The organism is Enterobacter cloacae complex sp. R_G8, assembly GCF_024599795.1.
Classification (GTDB): domain Bacteria; phylum Pseudomonadota; class Gammaproteobacteria; order Enterobacterales; family Enterobacteriaceae; genus Enterobacter; species Enterobacter dissolvens.
Map to the genome: position 1 here is coordinate 1075625 of NZ_CP102246.1, position 22002 is coordinate 1097626.

The window sequence follows — 22002 nt, forward strand, 5'->3', positions numbered from 1 at the left end:
ATGAGCAATGAGCGAAATGATAACCGTCGGCGACGCCATCGCCAGAACGCTGGAGCAGTATCAGGTAGAGGCCATCTACGGCGTCATCTCCATTCACAACCTGCCCATCGCGGATGCGGTAGGACAGCGCGGTAACATCCGCTTTGTACCGGCACGCGGTGAAGCCGGTTCCGTCACCATGGCCGATGCCCACGGGCGCTTTTCCGGCCTCGGCGTGGCGCTGACCAGCACCGGCGCGGGTGCGGGTAACGCCGTAGGCGCGCTGGTGGAAGCGATGAACGCCTGCACGCCGCTGCTGCACTTAACCGGGCAGGTAGAAAAAGCCTGGCTGGATGCCGACACCGGATTTATCCATGAAACCCGCGACCAGTTGACCTTCCTGAAGGCCAGCTCAAAACGGGCGTATCGCATCAGCAATGCCAGTCAGGCGATAGCGATTCTGCATAAAGCGATTCAGGACGCGCAGACGCCGCCGTGCGGGCCGGTCTCCGTGGAGATCCCGATTGATATTCAGGGGGCGAAAATTCCGCTGTCGCTGGTGACCGCACCGGTGAAACCGGCGCCGGGTGTGAGCGTTGATGTGACTGTTATCGATACGCTGTGGGCGCAGCTCAAGCAGGCGAAACAGCCGCTGCTGTGGCTGGGCGGTGGTGCGCTGGGCAGCGCGGACGCAGTGAAAAAGCTGGCGGATGCGGGTATCACCGTGATCTCCAGTACTCACGCGCGCGGCGTGCTGCCGGACAGCCATCGCACCAGCCTGCGGGCGTTCCACAACTCGCCATCAGTCGAGGCGCTCATTTCGCAGTGTGACTTTACGCTGATCGCCGGTTCACGTCTGCGCAGCAATGAGACCCGTTCATGGACGCTCGAGCTGCCTTCTCCGCGGGTGCAGATTGATATCGACCCGGCGGCGGCCAGCCGTAACTATCTGATGGATAACACGCTGGTAGCCGACTGCTCCGCGTTGCTGAGCGCGCTGGCTGAAAAAGCACAGGGGCGTGAATGGGGGAATGCTCAGTGGGATGGTCTGGTTCAGGAGGCGGTGACACAGGCCGAACGTGGGCTGCGTGAACAGTGCGGCGCCTATGCGCAACTCAACGATGCCATAGAGAAAGCGCTACCTGAAGATGGACTGCTGGTGCGCGATATTACCGTTTCCGGCAGCCTGTGGGGCAGCCGACTGTTCCGCGCCAGGGGGCCGCTGATGAATATCCACTCTCTGGCCGGGGCAATTGGCATGGGCCTGCCGATGGCGATCGGCACCGCGATTGCCAACCCACAGCGTAAAGTGGTGGGGCTGGTGGGGGACGGTGGTCTGAGCCTGAATCTGGGCGAACTGGCGACGCTGGCGCAGGAGAAGGCCAACGTGACGTTGCTGATCATGAATGACGGCGGCTACGGCGTCATGCGCGGTATACAGGACAAGTATTTCGGTGGCCGTCAGTACTATAACGAGCTGCATACGCCGGACTTTACCCTGCTGTCACAGGCGATTGGCCTGCAGGCATGGAGCGTTGAGCGGGCAGAGGATTTTGATGCGGTGATGACGGAAGCGCTGGCGATGCCGGGACCGTCGGTAGTGGAAGTGCGGATGGGACAAATTGGCGCGCTGAAGTTTGCCGGGCCGCCGCAGAAGACGCTTTACTAGCTGTTTTTCCCTCACCCTGGCTCTCTCCCAAAGGGAGAGGGCGATCATATTCCCTCTCCCTTTGGGAGAGGGTTAGGGGGAGGGGATAAACTCAGAACACGTTAAACGGGTATTCCACGTAAGCGCGGATCTCATCCCCGCCCACGTTGTAATCACTGGCGTTGCTGGAGACGCGCAGTACGGAATAGCGCAGTTTCAGTTTCAGATCTTTCGCCGGGCCATCCTGCACCTGGTACTGAATCTGGTTAAACCATTCATGTTCTTTGCCGTTACTGGTTTCAGCGGTTTTAATGTTGTCGCCACGCACGTAGGCGGTGGTCCAGGTCAGGCCTGGCAAGCCGAGACCGCCAAAGTCCAGCCCGTAAGACGCCTGCCATGAACGTTCGTCTTCACCGTTAAAATCAGACCAGTAGGAGTTCGCCAGCCAGATGGTGTTGCCGCCGTCACCTACACCGCCCTGGTCACGGTAGCCACCATAGTTGTAGCCGGTGCTGCCGCTGCTCTGCTGGTACGCCACTTTAAAGGTATGGATATCCCAGATGTAGCTCGCTGCCAGGCTCCAGATGGTGTTGCTGCGGCCCGTATTGAGGCTGTCAGCGTAACCCTGGTCCAGACGTGAGTTGTAGCCGTTAAAATCGAGTACCAGCTGTTGTCCGGAGCTGAACGGCTGTTTGAAATTCATACCCAGATATTGCTTGTTCATCACCTCTTCGTTATGGGAGGCGTACAGCGCGCCGCTGAACTGGTCATTGAACTGGTAGCTCGCGCCGCCGAAGGTGAGTCTTTTCAGACCGCTGTCGTGGCGATCGTCACTTTTACGCTGCTCGTCGGTGAAGTAACCGGCGTTGATTTCAAGACCGTCGATCTCTTTCGAGGTCAGCAGGGTGCCGGTGTAGCTTTCAAACAGCAGGCGTGAGCTGTCGGCGGTAATGATTGGCAGCTCGGGACGCTGATTACCGTAACTGAGTACAGTATTCGAGATGCGCATTTTGGCGGTCGCGCCAAATTTCGCCAGATCGGATTTTGCGCGTCCATCGTCTTCCTGTTTAAAGAAGTCAATGCCGCCCGCGCCGCTCTTGCCGCGCCCGCCGTCCAGACGCACGCCATATTGCGCAATGCCGTCCACCCCAAAGCCAACCACTCCTTCGGTATAGCCGGATTCAAAGGTGGCGATGATACCCTGGCCCCATTCTGCTTTATCCTGCTGGCCCTGGTGATAATCACGGCTGATATACGCATTGCGTAAAAACAGATCTAAATGGCTGTCATTAATAAAACCCTGGCTGTCTGATTGTTGGCTCGCAACGGCAGGGAATGTGGCGAATAAGCTTAAAGCAATTAACGATAATTCTTTTTTCACGGAGGGAACGTCTCTGTCTTAATATATTAATTTGAATTACTGCGGATTCGATAATTACCCGAAAAGTAACCGATTGCAATAATTATGTGACCAGACATTTCAATGGTGAAGGGCAGGTGTGACGGGCTTTCTGTGGGTGTTGCCGATATGTGCGGTTAAGTTAGCAATTCATGCGAAATAAAAAGGAGGCAAATTTGCCTCCTTCCAAAATTATTTAATTCCGTCTGCGGCCATACGGTCGCGAATATGTTGTGCACGCGCTTCTGAGGCCGGGTGATCGTCAAACATGGAACTTTGACGTCCGGCTTCCAGTTTGGCCAGCTTTTCAAAACTGGTGGCTAAGCCTGCTGGATTAATACCGCGTTTGCGCAACAGATCGTAGGAGTAGTCATCCGCTTCGGACTCCTGACGCTGAGAGAACTGCGAGTTGACCAGCTTTTCACCCACATCGCCAAGCTGTGACTGGGACAGGCTGCCCACAATACCGCCCGCCGAGGCCGCCGCTGCGCGCAGGGCGTTGGTGCCTAAGGCGACCTGCATCCCTTTCTTCACGTGGCCGAGGGCAACGTGGCCCATCTCATGGCCGATCACCGCTTCCACTTCGTTATCGGTCATCATGTCCATTAACCCGCTGTAGACGCGGATACAGCCGTTCGCCATGGCAAAGGCGTTCACGTCTTTTGCGACGTAGACTTTGTAGTTCACCGGCTGACCGTTGATGTTATCGCCAAGCGCAGAGGCAATTTTATTCAGACGCTGCGTGTAGGGACTGTTGGCCGGGGCAATCGTAGCCTTTCCATCCATATCTTTACAGGCCTGGTCGCTCAGCGCTTTAACCTGCGCGTCGCTCAGGGAGTAGGCCTGAAAGGCTTCTGCGCCTGAGGACATCAGGCCGTTAGAATCCATACTCTGACAACCGCTCAGCAGGAACGTTGTACCCAGGGCCAGCACTAATGCACGCATTTTCATGAGATTGCTTCCGTACTCGTTAATCTGAATAAAATCCGAAAAGTACACCGACAGCGAAGCCGGGGTCGGGCTAAGTATAAGGAATATCTACGGGCCCGGGCGAGCAGATTGCGCAACATGCGAGCATGATCCAGAGATTTCTTAAGCGGCAAAAGAATGCTCCATGTACATGGCATGCCGCTTGGGTTACATTGTTGGCACTTTTTTCCGGCGTAGCCCAAAACGCGCTGTCGTCAAGGGCATGGCCTTTAACAGTCCGATCTGGAGTTAAAATGTCCTCACGTAAAGAGCTTGCTAATGCTATTCGTGCGCTGAGCATGGACGCAGTACAGAAAGCCAAATCCGGCCACCCAGGGGCCCCTATGGGTATGGCTGATATCGCCGAAGTCCTGTGGCGTGATTTCCTGAACCACAACCCGCAGAACCCGGCATGGGCTGACCGCGACCGTTTTGTGCTGTCTAACGGCCACGGCTCAATGCTGATCTATAGCCTGCTGCACCTCACTGGCTACGATCTGCCAATCGAAGAGCTGAAAAACTTCCGTCAACTGCATTCCAAAACTCCAGGTCACCCGGAAGTGGGTTACACCGCGGGTGTTGAAACCACGACTGGCCCACTGGGTCAGGGCATTGCGAACGCGGTGGGTATGGCGATAGCTGAGAAGACCCTGGCGGCACAGTTCAACCGTCCTGGCCACGACATCGTTGACCACTTCACCTACGCGTTCATGGGCGACGGTTGCATGATGGAAGGCATTTCTCATGAAGTGTGCTCTCTGGCAGGTACCCTGAAGCTGGGCAAACTGGTGGCGTTCTATGACGACAACGGTATCTCCATCGACGGTCATGTTGAAGGCTGGTTCACTGATGACACTGCGGCACGTTTCGAAGCCTACGGCTGGCACGTTGTGCGTGGTGTTGATGGTCATAATGCTGACTCGATTAAACGTGCAATTGAAGAAGCGCGTGCGGTAACGGACAAACCATCCCTGCTGATGTGTAAAACCATCATCGGTTTCGGTTCACCGAACAAAGCGGGCACCCACGATTCTCACGGTGCGCCACTGGGCGACGCGGAAATCGCACTGACGCGTGAAGCGCTGGGCTGGAAATACCCTGCTTTCGAAATTCCATCTGATATTTATGCTCAGTGGGATGCCAAAGAGGCGGGTCAGGCGAAAGAAGCCGCCTGGAACGAGAAGTTCGCGGCTTACGCTAAAGCCTTCCCACAGGAAGCGGCTGAATTCACCCGTCGTATGAAAGGTGAAATGCCGTCTGACTTCGACGCGAAAGCGAACGAGTTCATCGCTAAGCTGCAGGCGAACCCATCTAAAATCGCCAGCCGTAAAGCGTCTCAGAATGCGATCGAAGCGTTCGGTCCGCTGCTTCCGGAATTCCTGGGTGGCTCTGCTGACCTGGCCCCGTCTAACCTGACCCTGTGGTCTGGCTCTAAGCCAATCAACGAAGATACAGCCGGTAACTACATCCATTATGGTGTACGTGAATTCGGTATGACCGCTATCGCGAACGGTATCTCCCTGCACGGTGGTTTCCTGCCGTACACCTCTACCTTCCTGATGTTCGTGGAATATGCACGTAACGCCGTGCGTATGGCTGCGCTGATGAAACAGCGTCAGGTGATGGTTTATACCCACGACTCCATTGGTCTGGGCGAAGATGGTCCAACTCACCAGCCGGTAGAGCAGGTCGCTTCCCTGCGTGTCACCCCGAACATGAGCACATGGCGTCCATGTGACCAGGTGGAATCTGCAGTGGCATGGAAATACGGCGTTGAGCGTCAGGACGGTCCAACCGCGCTGATCCTCTCCCGTCAGAACCTGGCACAGCAGGATCGTACCGAAGAGCAGCTGGCGAACATCGCGCGCGGTGGCTACGTGCTGAAGGATTGCGCGGGTCAGCCAGAGCTGATCTTCATCGCAACCGGTTCTGAAGTTGAGCTGGCTGTTGCAGCCTGGGACAAACTGACTGCCGAAGGCGTTAAAGCGCGCGTGGTTTCCATGCCGTCTACCGATGCGTTCGACAAGCAGGATGCTGCTTACCGTGAATCCGTACTGCCTAAAGCCGTTTCCGCACGCGTGGCGGTTGAAGCGGGTATCGCTGACTACTGGTTCAAATACGTGGGTCTGAACGGCGCTATCGTCGGTATGACCACCTTCGGTGAATCTGCTCCGGCAGAGCAGCTGTTCGAAGAGTTCGGCTTCACCGTTGAGAATGTGGTCGCTAAGGCGAAAGAACTGCTGTAATTGCCGTTTTGCCCGGTGAAGCTTACGCTTACCGGGCCTACATATGGCACAAAATATAGGCCGGGTAAGCGTAAGCGTCACCCGGCTTTTTTGTAGGCACTATTCCTCAGACATGTAACTGCTCTGTAAATTATTCCATCCAAAATGTGACGCAAGTCATATAGCTCGCTTATTCATCTGGACAGACATTCCTTTTATTCCCCGATTCGCTTATTCTTGCTGAAGCGTTTCAGTCGATTAAATGTTCGACAATTGACCAATCAATCGCAGTTTGTGATAGCAAAGATTCCCCTTCGGGCGTAGCTGGATTACTCTTTCAGCCACCTTGAACTCAGGGATAGCTTTGCAGGAGATCTATGACCGTACGCGTAGCGATTAATGGCTTCGGTCGCATCGGGCGCAACGTGGTTCGTGCTTTATATGAATCCGGGCGTCGGGCGGAAATTACCGTGGTGGCAATCAATGAACTGGCGGATGCTGCGGGCATGGCGCATTTATTGAAATATGACACCAGCCACGGACGCTTTGCCTGGGACGTGCGTCAGGAAAGGGATCAGCTGTTTGTCGGTGACGATACGATCCGCGTACTGCATGATCGCAGTATTGCCGCGCTACCGTGGCGTGAACTGGGTGTGGATGTGGTGCTTGACTGTACCGGCGTATATGGCAACCGTGAACACGGCGAAGCGCATCTCACCGCCGGCGCAAAAAAAGTCCTGTTCTCCCACCCCGGCAGTAACGACCTCGACGCGACGGTCGTTTTCGGCGTCAATCAGCATGAGCTGCAAGCCGAACACCGTATTGTCTCCAACGCCTCCTGCACCACCAACTGCATTATTCCGGTCATCAAACTGTTAGACGATGCATATGGCATTGAATCCGGTACCGTGACCACGATTCACTCCGCCATGCACGATCAACAGGTCATCGACGCCTACCACCCGGATTTACGACGCACGCGTGCCGCGAGCCAGTCAATCATCCCGGTGGACACAAAACTGGCTGCGGGGATCACCCGAATTTTCCCGCAGTTTAATGACCGTTTTGAAGCGATTGCCGTGCGCGTACCGACGATAAACGTCACCGCAATTGACCTCAGCGTGACGGTAAAAAAACCGGTAAAAGCTTGTGAAGTCAACCTGTTGCTGCAAAAAGCGGCACAGGGGGCATTTCATGGTATAGTTGACTATACGGAATTACCGTTGGTCTCAGTGGATTTTAACCACGACCCGCACAGCGCCATTGTTGATGGCACGCAAACGCGCGTCAGTGGCGCACACCTTATCAAGACGCTGGTCTGGTGTGATAACGAATGGGGCTTTGCTAACCGTATGCTCGACACCACGTTAGCAATGGCCGCCAAAGGTTTCAGGTAAGACGCATCGTGCGTCTGCAAAACTTTAAGAATCAACGAGAGGATTCACCATGTCTGTAATTAAGATGACCGATCTGGATCTGGCTGGTAAACGCGTTTTCATCCGTGCGGATCTGAACGTGCCAGTTAAAGATGGCAAAGTGACCAGTGACGCGCGTATCCGTGCATCTCTGCCAACCATCGAACTGGCTCTGAAGCAGGGTGCGAAAGTGATGGTGACCTCCCACCTGGGTCGTCCAACTGAAGGCGAGTACAACGAAGAGTTCTCTCTGCTGCCGGTTGTTAATTACCTGAAAGACAAACTGTCCAACCCGGTTCGCCTGGTGAAAGATTACCTGGACGGCGTGGAAGTGGCTGCCGGTGAACTGGTGGTTCTGGAAAACGTTCGCTTCAACAAAGGCGAGAAGAAAGACGACGAAGCTCTTTCCAAAAAATACGCGGCACTGTGCGACGTATTCGTAATGGATGCATTCGGTACGGCTCACCGTGCACAGGCGTCTACCCACGGTATCGGTAAATTTGCAGACGTTGCGTGTGCTGGTCCTCTGCTGGCCGCGGAGCTGGATGCGCTGGGTAAAGCACTGAAAGAGCCCGCTCGTCCAATGGTTGCTATCGTTGGTGGTTCTAAAGTTTCTACCAAACTGACCGTTCTGGATTCCCTGTCTAAAATCGCTGACCAGCTGATCGTTGGCGGTGGTATCGCGAACACCTTCGTTGCCGCTCAGGGCCACAACGTTGGTAAATCCCTGTATGAAGCAGACCTGGTTGACGAAGCCAAACGCCTGCTGGGCACCTGTGATATCCCGGTTCCAACCGATGTTCGCGTTGCCACTGAGTTCTCCGAAACGGCGACTGCTACCCTGAAATCTGTAAACGACATCAAAGATGAAGAGCAGATTCTGGACCTGGGCGACGTTTCTGCACAGAAGCTGGCTGAAATCCTGAAAAACGCTAAAACTATCCTGTGGAACGGTCCTGTTGGCGTGTTCGAATTCCCGAACTTCCGTAAAGGGACTGAAATTGTTGCTAACGCTATCGCAGACAGCGAAGCGTTCTCTATCGCAGGCGGTGGTGACACCCTGGCAGCAATCGACCTGTTCGGTATTGCTGACAAAATCTCCTACATCTCCACTGGTGGCGGCGCATTCCTCGAATTCGTGGAAGGCAAAGTTCTGCCAGCAGTAGCAATGCTCGAAGAGCGCGCTAAGAAGTAAGCCATTCAAGGGCAGGGAAACCTGCCCAATTTTCAGCGCGCTTTAAGAGCTCGCACCTTTTCTAACGGCCGAAGATACAGGACTAAGCAACATGTCTAAAATTTTTGATTTCGTAAAACCTGGCGTGATCACTGGTGATGACGTTCAGAAAGTGTTCCAGGTAGCTAAAGAAAACAACTTTGCTCTGCCAGCAGTTAACTGCGTGGGTACTGACTCCATCAACGCCGTACTGGAAACCGCTGCAAAAGTTAAAGCACCGGTTATCGTACAGTTCTCTAACGGCGGCGCTGCGTTCATCGCAGGTAAAGGCGTGAAAACTGACATTCCTCAGGGTGCTGCAATCCTGGGTGCTATTTCTGGTGCGCACCACGTACACCAGATGGCTGAACACTACGGTGTTCCAGTTATCCTGCACACTGACCACTGCGCGAAGAAACTGCTGCCGTGGATCGACGGTCTGCTGGACGCGGGTGAAAAACACTTCGCGGCTACCGGTAAGCCACTGTTCTCTTCTCACATGATCGACCTGTCTGAAGAGTCACTGCACGAAAACATCGAAATCTGCTCTAAGTACCTGGCGCGCATGGCCAAAATGGACATGACCCTGGAAATCGAACTGGGTTGCACCGGCGGTGAAGAAGACGGCGTGGACAACAGCCACATGGACGCTTCTGCTCTGTACACTCAACCAGAAGACGTTGATTACGCTTACACCGAGCTGAGCAAAATCAGCCCACGCTTCACCATTGCAGCGTCCTTCGGTAACGTACACGGCGTTTACAAACCAGGTAACGTGGTTCTGACCCCAACCATCCTGCGTGACTCTCAGGAATACGTGTCCAAGAAACACAACCTGCCGCACAACAGCCTGAACTTCGTCTTCCACGGCGGTTCCGGTTCTTCTGCTCAGGAAATCAAAGACTCCGTAAGCTACGGCGTAGTGAAAATGAACATCGATACCGACACCCAGTGGGCAACCTGGGACGGTATCCTGCAGTACTACAAAGCAAACGAAGCTTACCTGCAGGGCCAGCTGGGCAACCCGAAAGGCGAAGACCAGCCGAACAAAAAATACTACGATCCACGCGTATGGCTGCGCGCAGCACAGACATCCATGGTGACCCGTCTGGAACAGGCATTCAAAGAGCTGAACGCAATCGACGTTCTGTAATCTGAACGGCTGACAGCACCAGAAGGCCCGCATATGCGGGCCTTTTTTTTATGCGTTTTCAACATGCTGCAACATCTGGATTTGTGATCTGTTTGGCAAAACTTGCGCTTTTTGTTTACCCTTTACTGACCTGCCTGTCTCCATGGGGGATGGATTTTGTGTTTTGGTTTAACAAAAGGAAGAATAAATGGAACAACTCGATGTTGTAGACAGCATCAATAACGCTGGCAACTGGCTGGTGCGCAACCAGGCACTGCTGCTGAGTTATGCGGTGAACATCGTTGCCGCGATTGCCATCATCATCGTCGGGATGATTGTGGCGCGTATCGTATCGAACGCGGTCAACCGGGTGATGGTGGCGCGACATATTGACGCCACGGTGGCTGACTTCCTCTCTGCGCTGGTGCGCTATGGCATTATCGCCTTTACGCTGATTGCCGCACTGGGGCGCGTTGGCGTGCAGACGGCATCGGTGATCGCCGTGCTTGGTGCCGCGGGTCTGGCGATTGGTCTGGCGTTACAGGGCTCGCTCTCGAACCTGGCGGCAGGCGTACTGCTGGTCACCTTCCGTCCGTTCCGCTCCGGTGAGTATGTTGATCTGGGCGGCATTGCCGGAACCGTGCTGCAGGTACAAATTTTCTCTACCACTCTGCGTACCGTCGATGGCCGTATCGTTGTGGTTCCGAACGGGAAAATCATTGCGGGCAACATTATTAACTTCTCCCGCGAGCCGGTGCGCCGTAACGAGTTAATTATCAGCGTGGCGTATGATTCTGATATCGATCAGGTGAAATCGCTGATTGCTAACATCATTGCCTCTGACGAACGCATTCTGAAAGATAAAGAGCAGACCGTCCGCCTGAACGAACTGGGGGCATCTTCTATTAACTTCGTGGTGCGCATCTGGAGCAAAAGCAGCGATCTGCAAAACGTGTACTGGGATGTGCTGGAGCGGATCAAACGTGAGTTTGACGCCAACGGCATCAGCTTCCCGTATCCGCAGATGGACGTAAACGTCAAAAAAGTCAAAGAAGTCGAATAACGTCTCCTGCAGGCCCGGTAAGCGCTGGCGACACCGGGCTTTTTCTTCATTAGATCTGCTAATACCCAATTAATATTATCAATTTCCTCTAATGTTATTCTCAAAGTATAGTCTGCACCAAAGACCATTCTGCGAGATTGATGTCATGTTATCGTACTATTTTCAGGGGCTTGCGTTAGGCGCAGCCATGATCCTTCCCCTTGGTCCGCAAAACGCGTTTGTGATGAACCAGGGGATTCGCCGCCAGTATCATCTGATGATTGCCCTGCTGTGCGCGGTAAGCGATTTGCTGCTGATCTGTGCCGGGATTTTTGGTGGTAGCGCGCTGCTGATGCAGTCCCCCTGGCTGCTGGCGCTGGTGACCTGGGGTGGGGTCGCCTTCCTGCTGTGGTACGGATTCGGTGCGCTGAAAACGGCGATGAGCAGCAACCTGGCGCTGGCGAGCGCCGAAGTGATGAAGCAGGGACGCTGGAAGATTATCGTCACCATGCTGGCGGTAACGTGGCTTAATCCGCATGTCTATCTCGACACCTTCGTGGTGCTCGGGAGCCTGGGTGGGCAATTGGAGGTTGAACCGAAGCGCTGGTTTGCGCTGGGTACGGTGAGCGCCTCCTTCCTCTGGTTCTTTGGCCTCGCCGTTCTGGCGGCGTGGCTGGCACCCCGTCTTCGTACCGCCAAAGCCCAGCGGATCATCAACACGCTGGTGGGCGTGGTGATGTGGGTCATTGCCTTTCAGCTGGCAAAAGAGGGGATTCATCATGTTCAGGGATTGCTCAACTAAGCGTTGTCTTATGGACAACTGAGCAAGACCCGCTAAGCTTGCTGGCATGCGCCCTGTTGTTGGGGCACTCTTCGCAACATGGAGGAATGACAGTGAAGTTTAACGTGATGGCCCTGGCGGCATTAGTAAGTTTAGGTGCGGTGTCTGTTCAGGCGAATGAATTGCCAAATGGCCCGCACATCGTCACTTCAGGTACCGCCAGCGTGGATGCGGTACCGGATGTTGCGACGCTGGCAATTGAAGTGAATGTGGCCGCGAAGGATGCCGCTTCCGCCAAGAAGCAGGCTGACGATCGTGTTGCGCAATATCTCTCTTTCCTGGAGCAGAATGGTGTTGCCAAAAAAGACATCAGCTCTGCGAACCTGCGTACTCAGCCTGATTACGACTACCAGAACGGCAAAAGTATCCTGAAAGGTTACCGTGCCGTGCGCACCGTTGAAGTGACCGTCCGCCAGCTGGATAAGCTGAACTCCCTGCTGGATGGCGCGCTGAAGGCAGGTCTGAACGAAATCCGTTCCGTCTCACTGGGCGTTGCGCAACCGGAGAAATATAAAGACGAAGCGCGTAAAGCGGCAATTGATGATGCAATGCATCAGGCGCAGCAGCTGGCCGCTGGCTTTAAGAGTAAACTCGGCCCGGTGTATAGCGTGCGTTACCACGTCTCTAATTATCAGCCAAGCCCAATGGTACGGATGATGAAAGCCGATGCGGCACCGGTATCTGCTCAGGAAACCTATGAGCAGCCGACCATTCAGTTCGACGATCAGGTGGATGTGGTGTTCCAGCTGGAACCGACTCAAACTCAGCAAACTGAGGCGGCTAAGGCGCAGTAATTTGCCCTCACCCTAACCCTCTCCCACAGGGAGAGGGAATTCAAGCGATTAATCCTGTCTCAACACCTTGTGCCCGTAAGCCAGCAGCGCGTCGGTGACGTTGCGCATCATGCGGCTTTCCGGCGCAAAACGGTGCCAGTAGAGCATCCGGCGCTGATACAGCCCCGGCGTCAAATCAATCAGCTCACCGCTTTTCAACTCTTTTTCAATTTGCAGGTGTGGGATCATGCAGCAGGTGGTTCCCTGACGCGCAAGCTGCACGAAGGCCTCGGACGAGTTCACGATATGGCACGGCACGCTGCCCGGCGGCAGGTCAAAGTTTTGTTGCAGGAAAGCCTGATGCATATCGTCCAGATGGTCGAACGCCACCGCAGGCGCCTTAAGCAGCGCGGCGCGGGTGACGCCATTGGGGAAGTAACGTTCAGCAAAGGCTTTTGAACCAACAAACAGGTAATCCAGCGCACCCAGTTGATCCACCAGACAGCTTGGCAGCGCCTGAGGCTGGATACTGACCGCTCCAACCACTTCACCACGGCGCAGGCGTTCCTGAGTGCGGGTTTCATCTTCAACCTGCAGATTCAGGCGGATAGGGGAGTCGGCCAGGACCGGGGCGAGGGCGGGCAGCAGCCAGGTTGCCAGACTGTCGGCGTTCACCGCCAGCGACAGCAGCAACGGCGTAGAACCCGTTTGCTCATCACCCAGCCATTCGTCTTCCAGCAGTTCAACCTGACGCAGCAGGGCGAGGAGCTTTTGTCCTTGCTCTGTTGGACGCGGTGGCACGGTACGCACCAGCAGTGGCTGCCCGAACATGTTTTCAAGCTGTTTGATACGCTGTGATACGGCGGACTGAGTAATACACAGCTTTTGCGCTGCGCGCTCAAAACCGCGTTCACGAATAACTGCATCAAGTGCCTGTAGTGTTCTGTAGTCCGGACGTTTCATTGCTCTGGCTTACTCCTTAATTTTGCTTAATCTGCACTATGACACAATTTTCCCTTTGTGGCAGACGAATTCCACCTCACGTGTTCTATAATGCGCCCTAAGTTTTCATACCACAGGCAAAACGATCATGACGCAGGATGAACTGAAAAAAGCAGTAGGATGGGCCGCGCTCCAGTACGTGCAACCGGGTACTATCGTCGGTGTGGGTACGGGGTCGACGGCGGCACACTTTATCGATGCGCTGGGCACGATGAAGGGGCAGATCGAGGGCGCGGTTTCGAGCTCCGATGCTTCCACGGAAAAGCTGAAAAGCCTCGGCATTACCGTTTTCGATCTGAACGAAGTGGACCGTCTGGGGATCTACGTTGATGGCGCGGATGAAATCAACGGGCATATGCAGATGATCAAAGGCGGCGGTGCGGCGCTGACGCGTGAAAAGATCATCGCCTCTGTCGCGGATAAATTCATCTGTATCGCAGATGCATCCAAACAGGTCGATATTCTGGGTAAATTCCCGCTGCCGGTTGAAGTGATCCCGATGGCGCGCAGTGCCGTGGCACGTGAGCTAGTAAAACTGGGTGGCCGTCCGGAATACCGTCAGGGTGTGGTCACCGATAACGGTAACGTGATCCTCGACGTGCATGGCCTGGAAATTCTTGACGCGATTGCGCTTGAAAATGCCATCAACGGCATCCCGGGCGTTGTCACCGTAGGGTTATTTGCCAACCGTGGTGCGGATGTTGCGCTGATCGGCACGGCTGATGGCGTGAAAACCATCGTAAAATGATCTGACGGGGGGAGCACTCCCCCCGCTAAAAAATTTTTGAAAAGCTAAATTCGGTGACTTGTGTCACGTTTTTTGTCCCTCTCTTGCTGAACCTTCCGTATTCACAAGTATTTACAGCATTTTACTCTGCTATTTTGCGCTGTATGACTTTTCTTCAGAGTGCCGACGCAAACGTTCATATTGCTGCAATAGTTTTTTTTGATATGTTGGCTAAGCGGATTTCAATCCAGCACAACATCAGTTCAGACAAAAAAACAGGGTCGGGTAAATGGCAAAGGTATCACTGGAGAAAGACAAGATTAAATTCCTGCTAGTAGAAGGCGTGCATCAAAAAGCACTCGATAGCCTTCGCGCGGCAGGTTACACCAACATCGAATTTCACAAAGGCGCGCTGGATACTGAAGAGCTGAAAGCGTCCATCCGTGATGCCCACTTCATCGGCCTGCGATCCCGTACTCACCTGACTGAAGATGTTATTGCTGCGGCGGAAAAGCTGGTCGCTATCGGCTGTTTCTGCATCGGTACCAACCAGGTTGACCTGAATGCTGCCGCAAAACGCGGTATCCCGGTCTTCAACGCCCCGTTCTCCAACACCCGTTCCGTGGCGGAGCTGGTGATTGGCGAACTGCTGCTGCTGCTGCGTGGTATTCCGGAAGCTAACGCCAAAGCCCACCGCGGCGTGTGGAACAAACTGGCCGCGGGCTCTTATGAAGCGCGCGGTAAAAAACTGGGTATCATCGGTTACGGCCACATTGGTACCCAACTGGGTATCCTGGCTGAATCCCTGGGGATGCATGTTTACTTCTACGACATCGAAAGCAAACTGCCGCTGGGGAACGCGACTCAGGTTCAACATCTTTCTGACCTGCTGAACATGAGTGACGTGGTGAGCCTGCATGTGCCGGAAAACGCCTCAACCAAAAACATGATGGGCGCAGAAGAGCTGGCGCTGATGAAACCGGGTTCACTGCTGATCAATGCCGCACGCGGTACGGTTGTCGATATTCCCGCGCTGTGCGATGCCCTGAAGCGTAAGCATCTGGCGGGGGCGGCTATCGATGTCTTCCCGACGGAGCCTGCGACCAACAGCGATCCGTTTAACTCTCCGCTGTGCGAGTTCGACAACGTGATCCTGACGCCACACATCGGTGGTTCTACTCAGGAAGCGCAGGAGAACATCGGCCTGGAAGTGGCGGGTAAACTGAGCAAATACTCCGATAACGGCTCAACGCTCTCGGCCGTTAACTTCCCGGAAGTGTCGCTGCCGCTGCACGGTGGTCGTCGTCTGCTGCACATTCACGAAAACCGTCCGGGCGTGCTGACCGCCATCAACCAGATCTTTGCTGAGCAGAGCGTCAACATTGCCGCGCAGTATCTGCAGACGAACTCGCAGATGGGTTACGTGGTGATTGATATCGAAGCAGATGAAGATGTGGCCGAGAAAGCGCTGCAGAGCATGAAGGCCATTCCGGGGACGATTCGCGCGCGTCTGCTGTACTGAGGGTGTGAGGTAAATGCAAAACGGTAACGAGAGTTACCGTTTTTTATGTTTTCTCCCTCTCCCTGTGGGAGAGGGCTGGGGTGGGGGCATCAGGCTGCACGCCTGTTTCACCATTCCCACAACTTCGATGGCGTCACCACCGCCGGCAACGGCACATCCCACTTCTCGACCGGCAAGGCTTCCACCGCCTGACAATCATGCGCATAACCCACCGGCTGCAACCCGTACTGCTGCCAGTTTTGCAACGTTCTGTCATAGAACCCCCCGCCCATTCCTAAACGCTGGCCCTGTTCATCAAACGCCACCAGCGGCGTAATCAGTACGTCCAGCTGTGACAGCGGCAGCACGTCGCGCACATCCAGCTTCGGCTCGGTGATTTTCAGACGATTCACAACCAGTTCGCTGTGCGGGTGGTAGTGCAGAAACAGCAGATTCCCGGCGCTAAACGGATGCAGCACAGGCAGGTAAACCCGCTTTCCGGCTCGCCAGAGTTGTTCGATGAGCGGCTGCGTATCCAGCTCACCATCAAAAGAGAGAAACAGCGCGACGGTATGCGCCATCACTACAGGCGGATACGCCATCATGCGTGCGGCGGCCTGTTGGGCAAAATGCGTTTGCTGTTCAGGGGTTAACGCCCGGCGACGTTCACGAATTAACTGACGAATGTCCTGGCGTGAGGCAGAAACTTCAGGGAATTGGGTCATGGTAGTGGGTAGAAGAAGAGTGAGGGAATCTCCGAGATGCCGCCGCAGGCTGTAACCCTTGAACCCTTGGTTCAAGGTGAATGTGTCGTCATAGTTTTAAGGCTTCTCGGACGAACCGAGCATGCTCACCAACCATGGAGCGCCACATTCTTGTGGTATGAAATATCGGCTCAGGGGACTGGCCCGCTTGCGAACATCTCAGAGAAATTTTGTCTTCACAGTTACTCTACCATAGTCAACTGAGAAGTGTTATTCAAACTTTGGTCCCGGTCTTTCGGGATTGCGACCTTGATCAAGCAACGCCTGTTCTATGGTCTGCTGGAGCATTTTAATGCGCTGCTCCATGCTTGCCGCGTAGTCGCGGGTCTTCGCTTTTTCCTGAGTCAGTTCATAGCTGATGTTCAACGCGGCGATAAAAACCAGCTGCTCAGTATTTGTGACTCTAGTGCGTTCTTTAAGATCTTGCAACCGCTGATTCAAATCGTCCGCAGCCTGATTCAAAGCATCCCTTTGTTCAGGAGGACAATTCACTCGCAGTGAACGGCCAAAAATCTGGAGATCGACGGGTTGTGCAGACATGCCACCTTCCTGCTGATTGACTGCGCTGCCTTCGCTTACTGCCCCGGGGGCTGCGAAGGGGCGACACTATAGCTACCCTGATGTGAAGATACAAGCCCTTTTCTGGTATCACCAGGGTCCAAAGTGGTAGCATATCATGAATATTCCTCCCTTTGATGACGAAAGCTCATGTCTATACAGAACGAAATGCCTGGTTACAACGATTTAAACCAGTTACTGAACCAGCAGGGTGTGGGTTTAACCCCTGCCGAAATGCACGGTCTGATCAGTGGCATGCTATGCGGCGGAAACAGCGACAGCTCATGGCAGCCGCTGATCCACGACCTCACGAACGAAGGGCTGGCGTTTGGTCATGAACTGGCGGAAGCGCTGCGAAAAATGCACTCGGCAATCAGCGATTCGCTGGAAGACGATGGCTTCCTTTTTCAGCTTTATCTGCCTGAAGGCGACGATGTCAGCGTGTTCGATCGCGCCGATGCGCTGGCCGGTTGGGTAAACCACTATCTGCTGGGGCTGGGCGTCACGCAGCCTAAGCTTGATAAAGTCACCGGCGAAGCGGGTGAAGCGATCGACGATTTGCGTAACATCGCGCAACTGGGTTACGACGAAGAAGAAGATCAGGAAGAGCTGGAGATGTCTCTCGAAGAGATCATCGAGTACGTTCGCGTGGCGGCACTGCTGTGCCACGACAACTTTACGCGCTCAAAGCCAACCGCACCGGAAGTCCGTAAGCCAACCTTACATTAAGAAAAATAACGCACAGGAGGGTGTCATGGTTATCTCGAATCAAGAGTATTCCCGTCGTCGTCAGGCGCTGTTGGCAAAAATGCAGCCAGGAAGCGCAGCGCTGATTTTTGCCGCGCCCGAAGTGACGCGCAGCGCCGACAGTGAATACCCCTATCGTCAGAACAGCGATTTCTGGTACTTCACCGGGTTCAATGAACCGGAGGCGGTACTGGTGCTGATCAAGAGCAATGACACCCACAACCACAGCGTGATTTTCAACCGCGTTCGGGATCTCACGGCGGAAATCTGGTTCGGTCGACGTCTGGGGCAAGAGGCCGCGCCAGCAAAACTGGGTGTGGACCGTGCACTGGCATTCAGCGAAATCAACCAGCAGCTCTATCAGTTGCTGAACGGGCTGGATGTGCTTTACCACGCGCAGGGCGAGTATGCGTATGCCGATGAGATAGTCTTTACCGCGCTGGACAAGCTGCGTAAAGGCTCCCGTCAGAATCTCTCTGCCCCGGCCACGCTGACGGACTGGCGTCCGGTGGTCCACGAGATGCGCCTGTTCAAATCGCAAGAAGAGCTGGACGTGATGCGTCGTGCAGGCGAAATCAGCGCACTGGCACACACAAGGGCGATGGAGAAGTGCCGTCCAGGCATGTTTGAATATCAGCTGGAAGGCGAGATCCACCACGAATTTAACCGCCACGGTGCCCGCTATCCCTCCTACAACACCATTGTCGGCGGCGGCGAAAACGGCTGTATTCTGCACTACACCGAAAACGAAAGTGAGCTGCGTGACGGCGATCTGGTACTGATTGATGCGGGTTGCGAATACCAGGGCTATGCGGGCGACATTACCCGTACGTCCCCGGTGAACGGTAAGTTCTCACCCGCGCAGCGCGAGATTTATGACATCGTCCTTGAATCCCTTGAGACGGCGCTGACGCTCTATCGCCCCGGTACCTCCATCCAGGAAGTGACCGGCGAAGTGGTGCGCATCATGATTACCGGCCTCGTAAGGCTCGGGATCCTGAACGGTGATGTGGATACCCTGATTGCTGAAAATGCGCATCGCCCCTACTTTATGCACGGCCTGAGCCACTGGCTGGGGCTGGATGTGCATGATGTGGGCGCGTATGGTGCAGAACGTTCTCGCGTGCTGGAGCCGGGGATGGTGCTGACCGTTGAACCGGGGCTCTACATTGCGCCGGATGCCGACGTGCCGGAAGCGTACCGTGGAATTGGCATTCGCATCGAAGATGACATTGTCATCACCGAAACCGGTAACGAAAACCTGACCGCGGGCGTGGTGAAAAGCGCCGATGACATTGAGGCGCTGATGGCAGCGGCACGCCCATGAGCGTGATTATCGTTGGCGGGGGGATGACGGGAGCTACGCTGGCGCTGGCCATCTCGCATTTGACGAAAGGGCAACTCCCGGTCCATCTGGTGGAGGCCGTGGCGCCAGAGGCGTCCGATCATCCTGGTTTTGATGCCCGCGCCATTGCGCTGGCACAGGGGACATGCCAGCAGCTCGCGCGCATTGGCATCTGGCAGGCGATTGCGGATTGTGCGACGGCGATTAATACCGTTCACGTCAGCGATCGTGGCCATGCCGGGTTTGTGACGCTGGACGCCCAGGATTACCGCATCGATGCGTTAGGCAGGGTGGTTGAACTTCACGACGTCGGGCTGCGTCTGTTCCGTTTATTGCAGGATGCCCCGGGCGTGACGCTGCATTGCCCGGCGCGCGTCGCCAGCTTTAGCCGTAGCGAAGAGGCGGTCAGCGTGACGCTGGAAAACGGCACGGTTCTCGATGGCCAGCTTCTGGTCGCCGCCGATGGTTCTCGTTCTGCGCTTGGCACCCAGTGCGGCGTGGAATGGCGCTCGCAGCCTTACGGGCAGGTCGCCGTTATTGCTAACGTCTCCACGGCGGGAGAACACAATGGCAGAGCGTTTGAGCGTTTCACCCAGCACGGCCCGCTGGCCATGCTGCCGATGTCAAACGGACGCTGCTCGCTGGTGTGGTGTCATCCCCAGGATAAAGCGGCTGACGTTGAGGCCTGGTCCGACGAACGTTTTTGTTCCGAGCTGCAAAAAGCCTTTGGCTGGCGGCTGGGGCGTATTACCCATGCGGGAAAACGCGCTGTTTACCCGCTGTCGCTGACCACGGCATCTCAGTCCATCTCCCATCGCGTGGCGCTGGTGGGCAATGCCGCACAAACGCTGCACCCAATCGCCGGGCAAGGCTTCAACCTTGGGTTGCGCGACGTGATGAGCCTGGCAGAGACTCTGTCCCAGGCGTGGCATGAGCAAAAAGATTGCGGTGCGTATCCGGTGCTCAGCCATTATCAAAAGCGACGCCGGGCGGATAAAGAAGCGACTATCGGCGTCACCGATGGCCTGGTACATCTGTTTGCCAATCGCTGGGCACCGCTGGTTGCAGGCCGCAACCTTGGGCTGATGGCGATGGAATTATTCATTCCGGCACGTGACGTGCTGGCGCAGCGGACCCTTGGTTGGGTCGCGCGTTAAGGAGTTATCATCGTGCAAAATGTTGATGTCGCCATTGTGGGCGGCGGAATGGTAGGGCTGGCGCTGGCCTGTGGTTTACAGGGCAGCGGTCTGCGCGTGGCCGTGCTGGAACAAAATCTGCCTCAGCCAGTTGCGCACGATGCGCCACCGGAACTGCGCGTCTCGGCAATCAACGCCGCCAGCGAAAAACTACTGACGCGCCTTGGCGTCTGGTCAGATATCGTGGCGCAGCGTGCCAGCTGCTATCACGGGATGGAAGTGTGGGACAAAGACAGCTTTGGCCATATCGCGTTTGATGATGAAAGTATGGGCTATAGCCATCTGGGTCATATCATCGAAAATGCCGTCATTCACCATGCGTTATGGCAAAAAGCGCAATCCTGCAGCGATATCACCCTGATCGCGCCCGCGCAAATCCAGCAGGTGGCGTGGGGGGAAAACGAAGCGTTTATCACCCTGCAGAGCGGCGATATGTTGACCGCACGGCTGGTGGTGGGCGCGGATGGCGCAAACTCCTGGCTGCGTAACAAGGCGGATATTCCCCTGACCTTCTGGGACTATCGTCATCATGCGCTGGTCGCGACCATCCGTACTGAAGAGCCGCACGGTGGCGTTGCGCGCCAGATTTTCCATAACGATGGCATTCTGGCGTTTCTGCCGCTGAGCGATCCGCACCTGTGCTCGATCGTCTGGTCTCTGGTGCCGGAAAAAGCACAGCTGATGCGCGAGGCGACGCCAGAGGCGTTTAATCAGGCGCTGTGCATGGCGTTTGATAACCGTCTTGGGCTGTGCACCCTTGAGAGCGAACGTTTGGTATTCCCATTGACCGGCCGCTACGCGCGCCAGTTTGCGGCACACCGTCTCGCGCTGGTGGGTGACGCGGCGCATACCATTCATCCGCTGGCCGGGCAGGGGGTTAACCTCGGCTTTATGGATGCGGCAGAGTTGGTGAATGAGTTGCGCCGTCTGCACCGCGAAGGTAAAGACATCGGCCAGCATCTCTACCTGCGTCGCTACGAACGTAGCCGCAAGCACAGCGCGGCGGTGATGCTGGCAGGCATGCAGGGCTTTCGCGAGCTGTTTGCCGGGGCAAACCCGGCGAAAAAACTGCTGCGCGACATCGGCCTCAAACTTGCCGACACCCTTCCAGGCGTAAAACCTCAACTTCTTCGCCAGGCGATGGGTCTTAACGACCTGCCTGACTGGCTACGCTGATTTAGACCCCCGTCACACTTTATTTACCCGGCCTCTGCGCCGGGTAAATATGCTCGTTTGAAATATTCTAATTTCACGTCATTTTTCGCATTAGATAATCTAATCTGGCTATTTTCGTGTTGCGGAAATTCGGCCCGTTTTTCCGCACGAAATATCACCATGTGCTAAATCTTGTTAGATTGTTGTTAATTTTATGCGGGTTGAATCGCATTTTACCAGTGAATAACTCTGTAGGCTTTTCAGCGTTTTTTGGTCATAAGCTAATGTGATGACCTGTTTTACCTTATGGTTAATCGCCGGTTTCGGTGGTAAGTTCAGGTAAAAGAGAACGTTTGCGTCGGCGCCGGGGA

The 22002-nt window shown here is 55.1% G+C and carries 19 protein-coding genes and 1 other RNA gene; 14 read left to right on the forward strand and 6 right to left on the reverse strand.

What is annotated here, in order from left to right; translation table 11 throughout:
• The first annotated feature begins 7 nt into the window (after positions 1-7).
• Entirely contained in the window at positions 8-1648 is a 1641-nt protein-coding gene (locus NQ842_RS05160; protein ID WP_257256589.1) for a thiamine pyrophosphate-binding protein, read from the forward strand.
• Positions 1649-1739: 91 nt separating this feature from the next.
• Here NQ842_RS05160 and NQ842_RS05165 read toward each other — a convergent pair whose 3' ends face one another.
• Together NQ842_RS05165 and NQ842_RS05170 are read right to left on the reverse strand one after the other, a co-directional pair.
• The gene (locus tag NQ842_RS05165; RefSeq protein ID WP_257256590.1) at positions 1740-3008 is read right to left on the reverse strand and encodes an OprD family porin; all 1269 of its coding nucleotides are present in this window, start codon (positions 3006-3008) and stop codon (positions 1740-1742) included.
• Between the two features lie 210 nt (positions 3009-3218).
• Positions 3219-3977, reverse strand: a complete 759-nt coding sequence (locus NQ842_RS05170) for a M48 family metallopeptidase (RefSeq protein ID WP_046889557.1) — start codon at positions 3975-3977, stop codon at positions 3219-3221.
• Positions 3978-4249: 272 nt separating this feature from the next.
• Here NQ842_RS05170 and tkt point away from each other — a divergent pair, with 272 nt between their 5' ends.
• From tkt to NQ842_RS05205, 7 genes are all read left to right on the forward strand, one after another.
• Positions 4250-6241, forward strand: a complete 1992-nt coding sequence (gene tkt / locus NQ842_RS05175; protein WP_014833196.1) for a transketolase — start codon at positions 4250-4252, stop codon at positions 6239-6241.
• Between the two features lie 356 nt (positions 6242-6597).
• Complete coding sequence (gene epd / locus NQ842_RS05180) at positions 6598-7617, forward strand: erythrose-4-phosphate dehydrogenase (RefSeq protein ID WP_257256591.1); 1020 nt, start codon at positions 6598-6600, stop codon at positions 7615-7617.
• A gap of 49 nt (positions 7618-7666) precedes the next feature.
• The gene (gene pgk / locus NQ842_RS05185; RefSeq protein ID WP_046889559.1) at positions 7667-8830 is read left to right on the forward strand and encodes a phosphoglycerate kinase; all 1164 of its coding nucleotides are present in this window, start codon (positions 7667-7669) and stop codon (positions 8828-8830) included.
• A gap of 91 nt (positions 8831-8921) precedes the next feature.
• Complete coding sequence (gene fbaA / locus NQ842_RS05190; protein WP_008499731.1) at positions 8922-10001, forward strand: class II fructose-bisphosphate aldolase; 1080 nt, start codon at positions 8922-8924, stop codon at positions 9999-10001.
• Between the two features lie 187 nt (positions 10002-10188).
• Positions 10189-11043 carry a small-conductance mechanosensitive channel MscS gene (mscS, locus tag NQ842_RS05195; protein ID WP_014833193.1) on the forward strand — a complete coding sequence of 285 codons (855 nt, stop codon included), beginning with the start codon at positions 10189-10191 and terminating at the stop codon, positions 11041-11043.
• 145 nt (positions 11044-11188) lie between these two features.
• Positions 11189-11824 (forward strand): arginine exporter ArgO, encoded by a 636-nt coding sequence (gene argO, locus NQ842_RS05200; protein ID WP_014833192.1) that lies wholly within the window; start codon positions 11189-11191, stop codon positions 11822-11824.
• Between the two features lie 92 nt (positions 11825-11916).
• The gene (locus NQ842_RS05205) at positions 11917-12657 is read left to right on the forward strand and encodes an oxidative stress defense protein (RefSeq protein WP_014833191.1); all 741 of its coding nucleotides are present in this window, start codon (positions 11917-11919) and stop codon (positions 12655-12657) included.
• Between the two features lie 48 nt (positions 12658-12705).
• On the opposite strand, the gene argP is transcribed toward NQ842_RS05205, so the two are convergent.
• On the reverse strand, positions 12706-13599 hold the full coding sequence (argP, locus tag NQ842_RS05210; protein ID WP_008499727.1) for a DNA-binding transcriptional regulator ArgP: 894 nt from the start codon (positions 13597-13599) through the stop codon (positions 12706-12708).
• 127 nt (positions 13600-13726) lie between these two features.
• On the opposite strand from argP, the gene rpiA reads away from it, so the two are divergent.
• Both rpiA and serA read left to right on the forward strand, forming a co-directional pair.
• Positions 13727-14386, forward strand: coding sequence for a ribose-5-phosphate isomerase RpiA (gene rpiA, locus NQ842_RS05215; RefSeq protein ID WP_013098630.1), 660 nt, complete (start codon positions 13727-13729; stop codon positions 14384-14386).
• 268 nt (positions 14387-14654) lie between these two features.
• Positions 14655-15887 carry a phosphoglycerate dehydrogenase gene (gene serA, locus NQ842_RS05220; protein ID WP_013098629.1) on the forward strand — a complete coding sequence of 411 codons (1233 nt, stop codon included), beginning with the start codon at positions 14655-14657 and terminating at the stop codon, positions 15885-15887.
• 107 nt (positions 15888-15994) lie between these two features.
• On the opposite strand, the gene NQ842_RS05225 is transcribed toward serA, so the two are convergent.
• From NQ842_RS05225 to zapA, 3 genes are all read right to left on the reverse strand, one after another.
• Positions 15995-16591 (reverse strand): 5-formyltetrahydrofolate cyclo-ligase, encoded by a 597-nt coding sequence (locus NQ842_RS05225; protein WP_257256592.1) that lies wholly within the window; start codon positions 16589-16591, stop codon positions 15995-15997.
• Between the two features lie 24 nt (positions 16592-16615).
• Positions 16616-16799: non-coding RNA, 6S RNA (gene ssrS / locus NQ842_RS05230), on the reverse strand.
• 41 nt (positions 16800-16840) lie between these two features.
• Positions 16841-17170, reverse strand: a complete 330-nt coding sequence (gene zapA / locus NQ842_RS05235) for a cell division protein ZapA (protein WP_006811891.1) — start codon at positions 17168-17170, stop codon at positions 16841-16843.
• A 168-nt stretch (positions 17171-17338) separates the two neighbouring features.
• Here zapA and NQ842_RS05240 point away from each other — a divergent pair, with 168 nt between their 5' ends.
• The 4 genes from NQ842_RS05240 to ubiI are packed head-to-tail and all read left to right on the forward strand — an operon-like array spanning position 17339 to position 21652.
• The gene (locus NQ842_RS05240; RefSeq protein WP_014833189.1) at positions 17339-17917 is read left to right on the forward strand and encodes a YecA family protein; all 579 of its coding nucleotides are present in this window, start codon (positions 17339-17341) and stop codon (positions 17915-17917) included.
• 31 nt (positions 17918-17948) lie between these two features.
• Positions 17949-19262, forward strand: a complete 1314-nt coding sequence (gene pepP / locus NQ842_RS05245) for a Xaa-Pro aminopeptidase (protein ID WP_257256909.1) — start codon at positions 17949-17951, stop codon at positions 19260-19262.
• Positions 19259-20437, forward strand: coding sequence for a 2-octaprenyl-6-methoxyphenyl hydroxylase (gene ubiH, locus NQ842_RS05250; protein ID WP_257256593.1), 1179 nt, complete (start codon positions 19259-19261; stop codon positions 20435-20437). The genes pepP and ubiH overlap by 4 nt, the downstream gene beginning before the upstream one ends.
• A gap of 12 nt (positions 20438-20449) precedes the next feature.
• Complete coding sequence (ubiI, locus tag NQ842_RS05255; RefSeq protein ID WP_047361356.1) at positions 20450-21652, forward strand: FAD-dependent 2-octaprenylphenol hydroxylase; 1203 nt, start codon at positions 20450-20452, stop codon at positions 21650-21652.
• Positions 21653-22002: the final 350 nt, after the last annotated feature.

Bases quoted from the DNA above. Each gene is read 5' to 3' on its own strand.
- rpiA (WP_013098630.1), top strand. From the start codon at position 13,727: ATGACGCAGGATGAACTGAAAAAAGCAGTAGGATGGGCCGCGCTCCAG.
- zapA (WP_006811891.1), bottom strand. From the start codon at position 17,170: ATGTCTGCACAACCCGTCGATCTCCAGATTTTTGGCCGTTCACTGCGA.
- ubiH (WP_257256593.1), top strand. From the start codon at position 19,259: ATGAGCGTGATTATCGTTGGCGGGGGGATGACGGGAGCTACGCTGGCG.
- serA (WP_013098629.1), top strand. From the start codon at position 14,655: ATGGCAAAGGTATCACTGGAGAAAGACAAGATTAAATTCCTGCTAGTA.
- NQ842_RS05160 (WP_257256589.1), top strand. From the start codon at position 8: ATGAGCGAAATGATAACCGTCGGCGACGCCATCGCCAGAACGCTGGAG.
- tkt (WP_014833196.1), top strand. From the start codon at position 4,250: ATGTCCTCACGTAAAGAGCTTGCTAATGCTATTCGTGCGCTGAGCATG.
- NQ842_RS05240 (WP_014833189.1), top strand. From the start codon at position 17,339: ATGTCTATACAGAACGAAATGCCTGGTTACAACGATTTAAACCAGTTA.
- pgk (WP_046889559.1), top strand. From the start codon at position 7,667: ATGTCTGTAATTAAGATGACCGATCTGGATCTGGCTGGTAAACGCGTT.
- fbaA (WP_008499731.1), top strand. From the start codon at position 8,922: ATGTCTAAAATTTTTGATTTCGTAAAACCTGGCGTGATCACTGGTGAT.
- NQ842_RS05170 (WP_046889557.1), bottom strand. From the start codon at position 3,977: ATGAAAATGCGTGCATTAGTGCTGGCCCTGGGTACAACGTTCCTGCTG.
- NQ842_RS05225 (WP_257256592.1), bottom strand. From the start codon at position 16,591: ATGACCCAATTCCCTGAAGTTTCTGCCTCACGCCAGGACATTCGTCAG.
- argO (WP_014833192.1), top strand. From the start codon at position 11,189: ATGTTATCGTACTATTTTCAGGGGCTTGCGTTAGGCGCAGCCATGATC.
- epd (WP_257256591.1), top strand. From the start codon at position 6,598: ATGACCGTACGCGTAGCGATTAATGGCTTCGGTCGCATCGGGCGCAAC.
- argP (WP_008499727.1), bottom strand. From the start codon at position 13,599: ATGAAACGTCCGGACTACAGAACACTACAGGCACTTGATGCAGTTATT.
- mscS (WP_014833193.1), top strand. From the start codon at position 10,189: ATGGAACAACTCGATGTTGTAGACAGCATCAATAACGCTGGCAACTGG.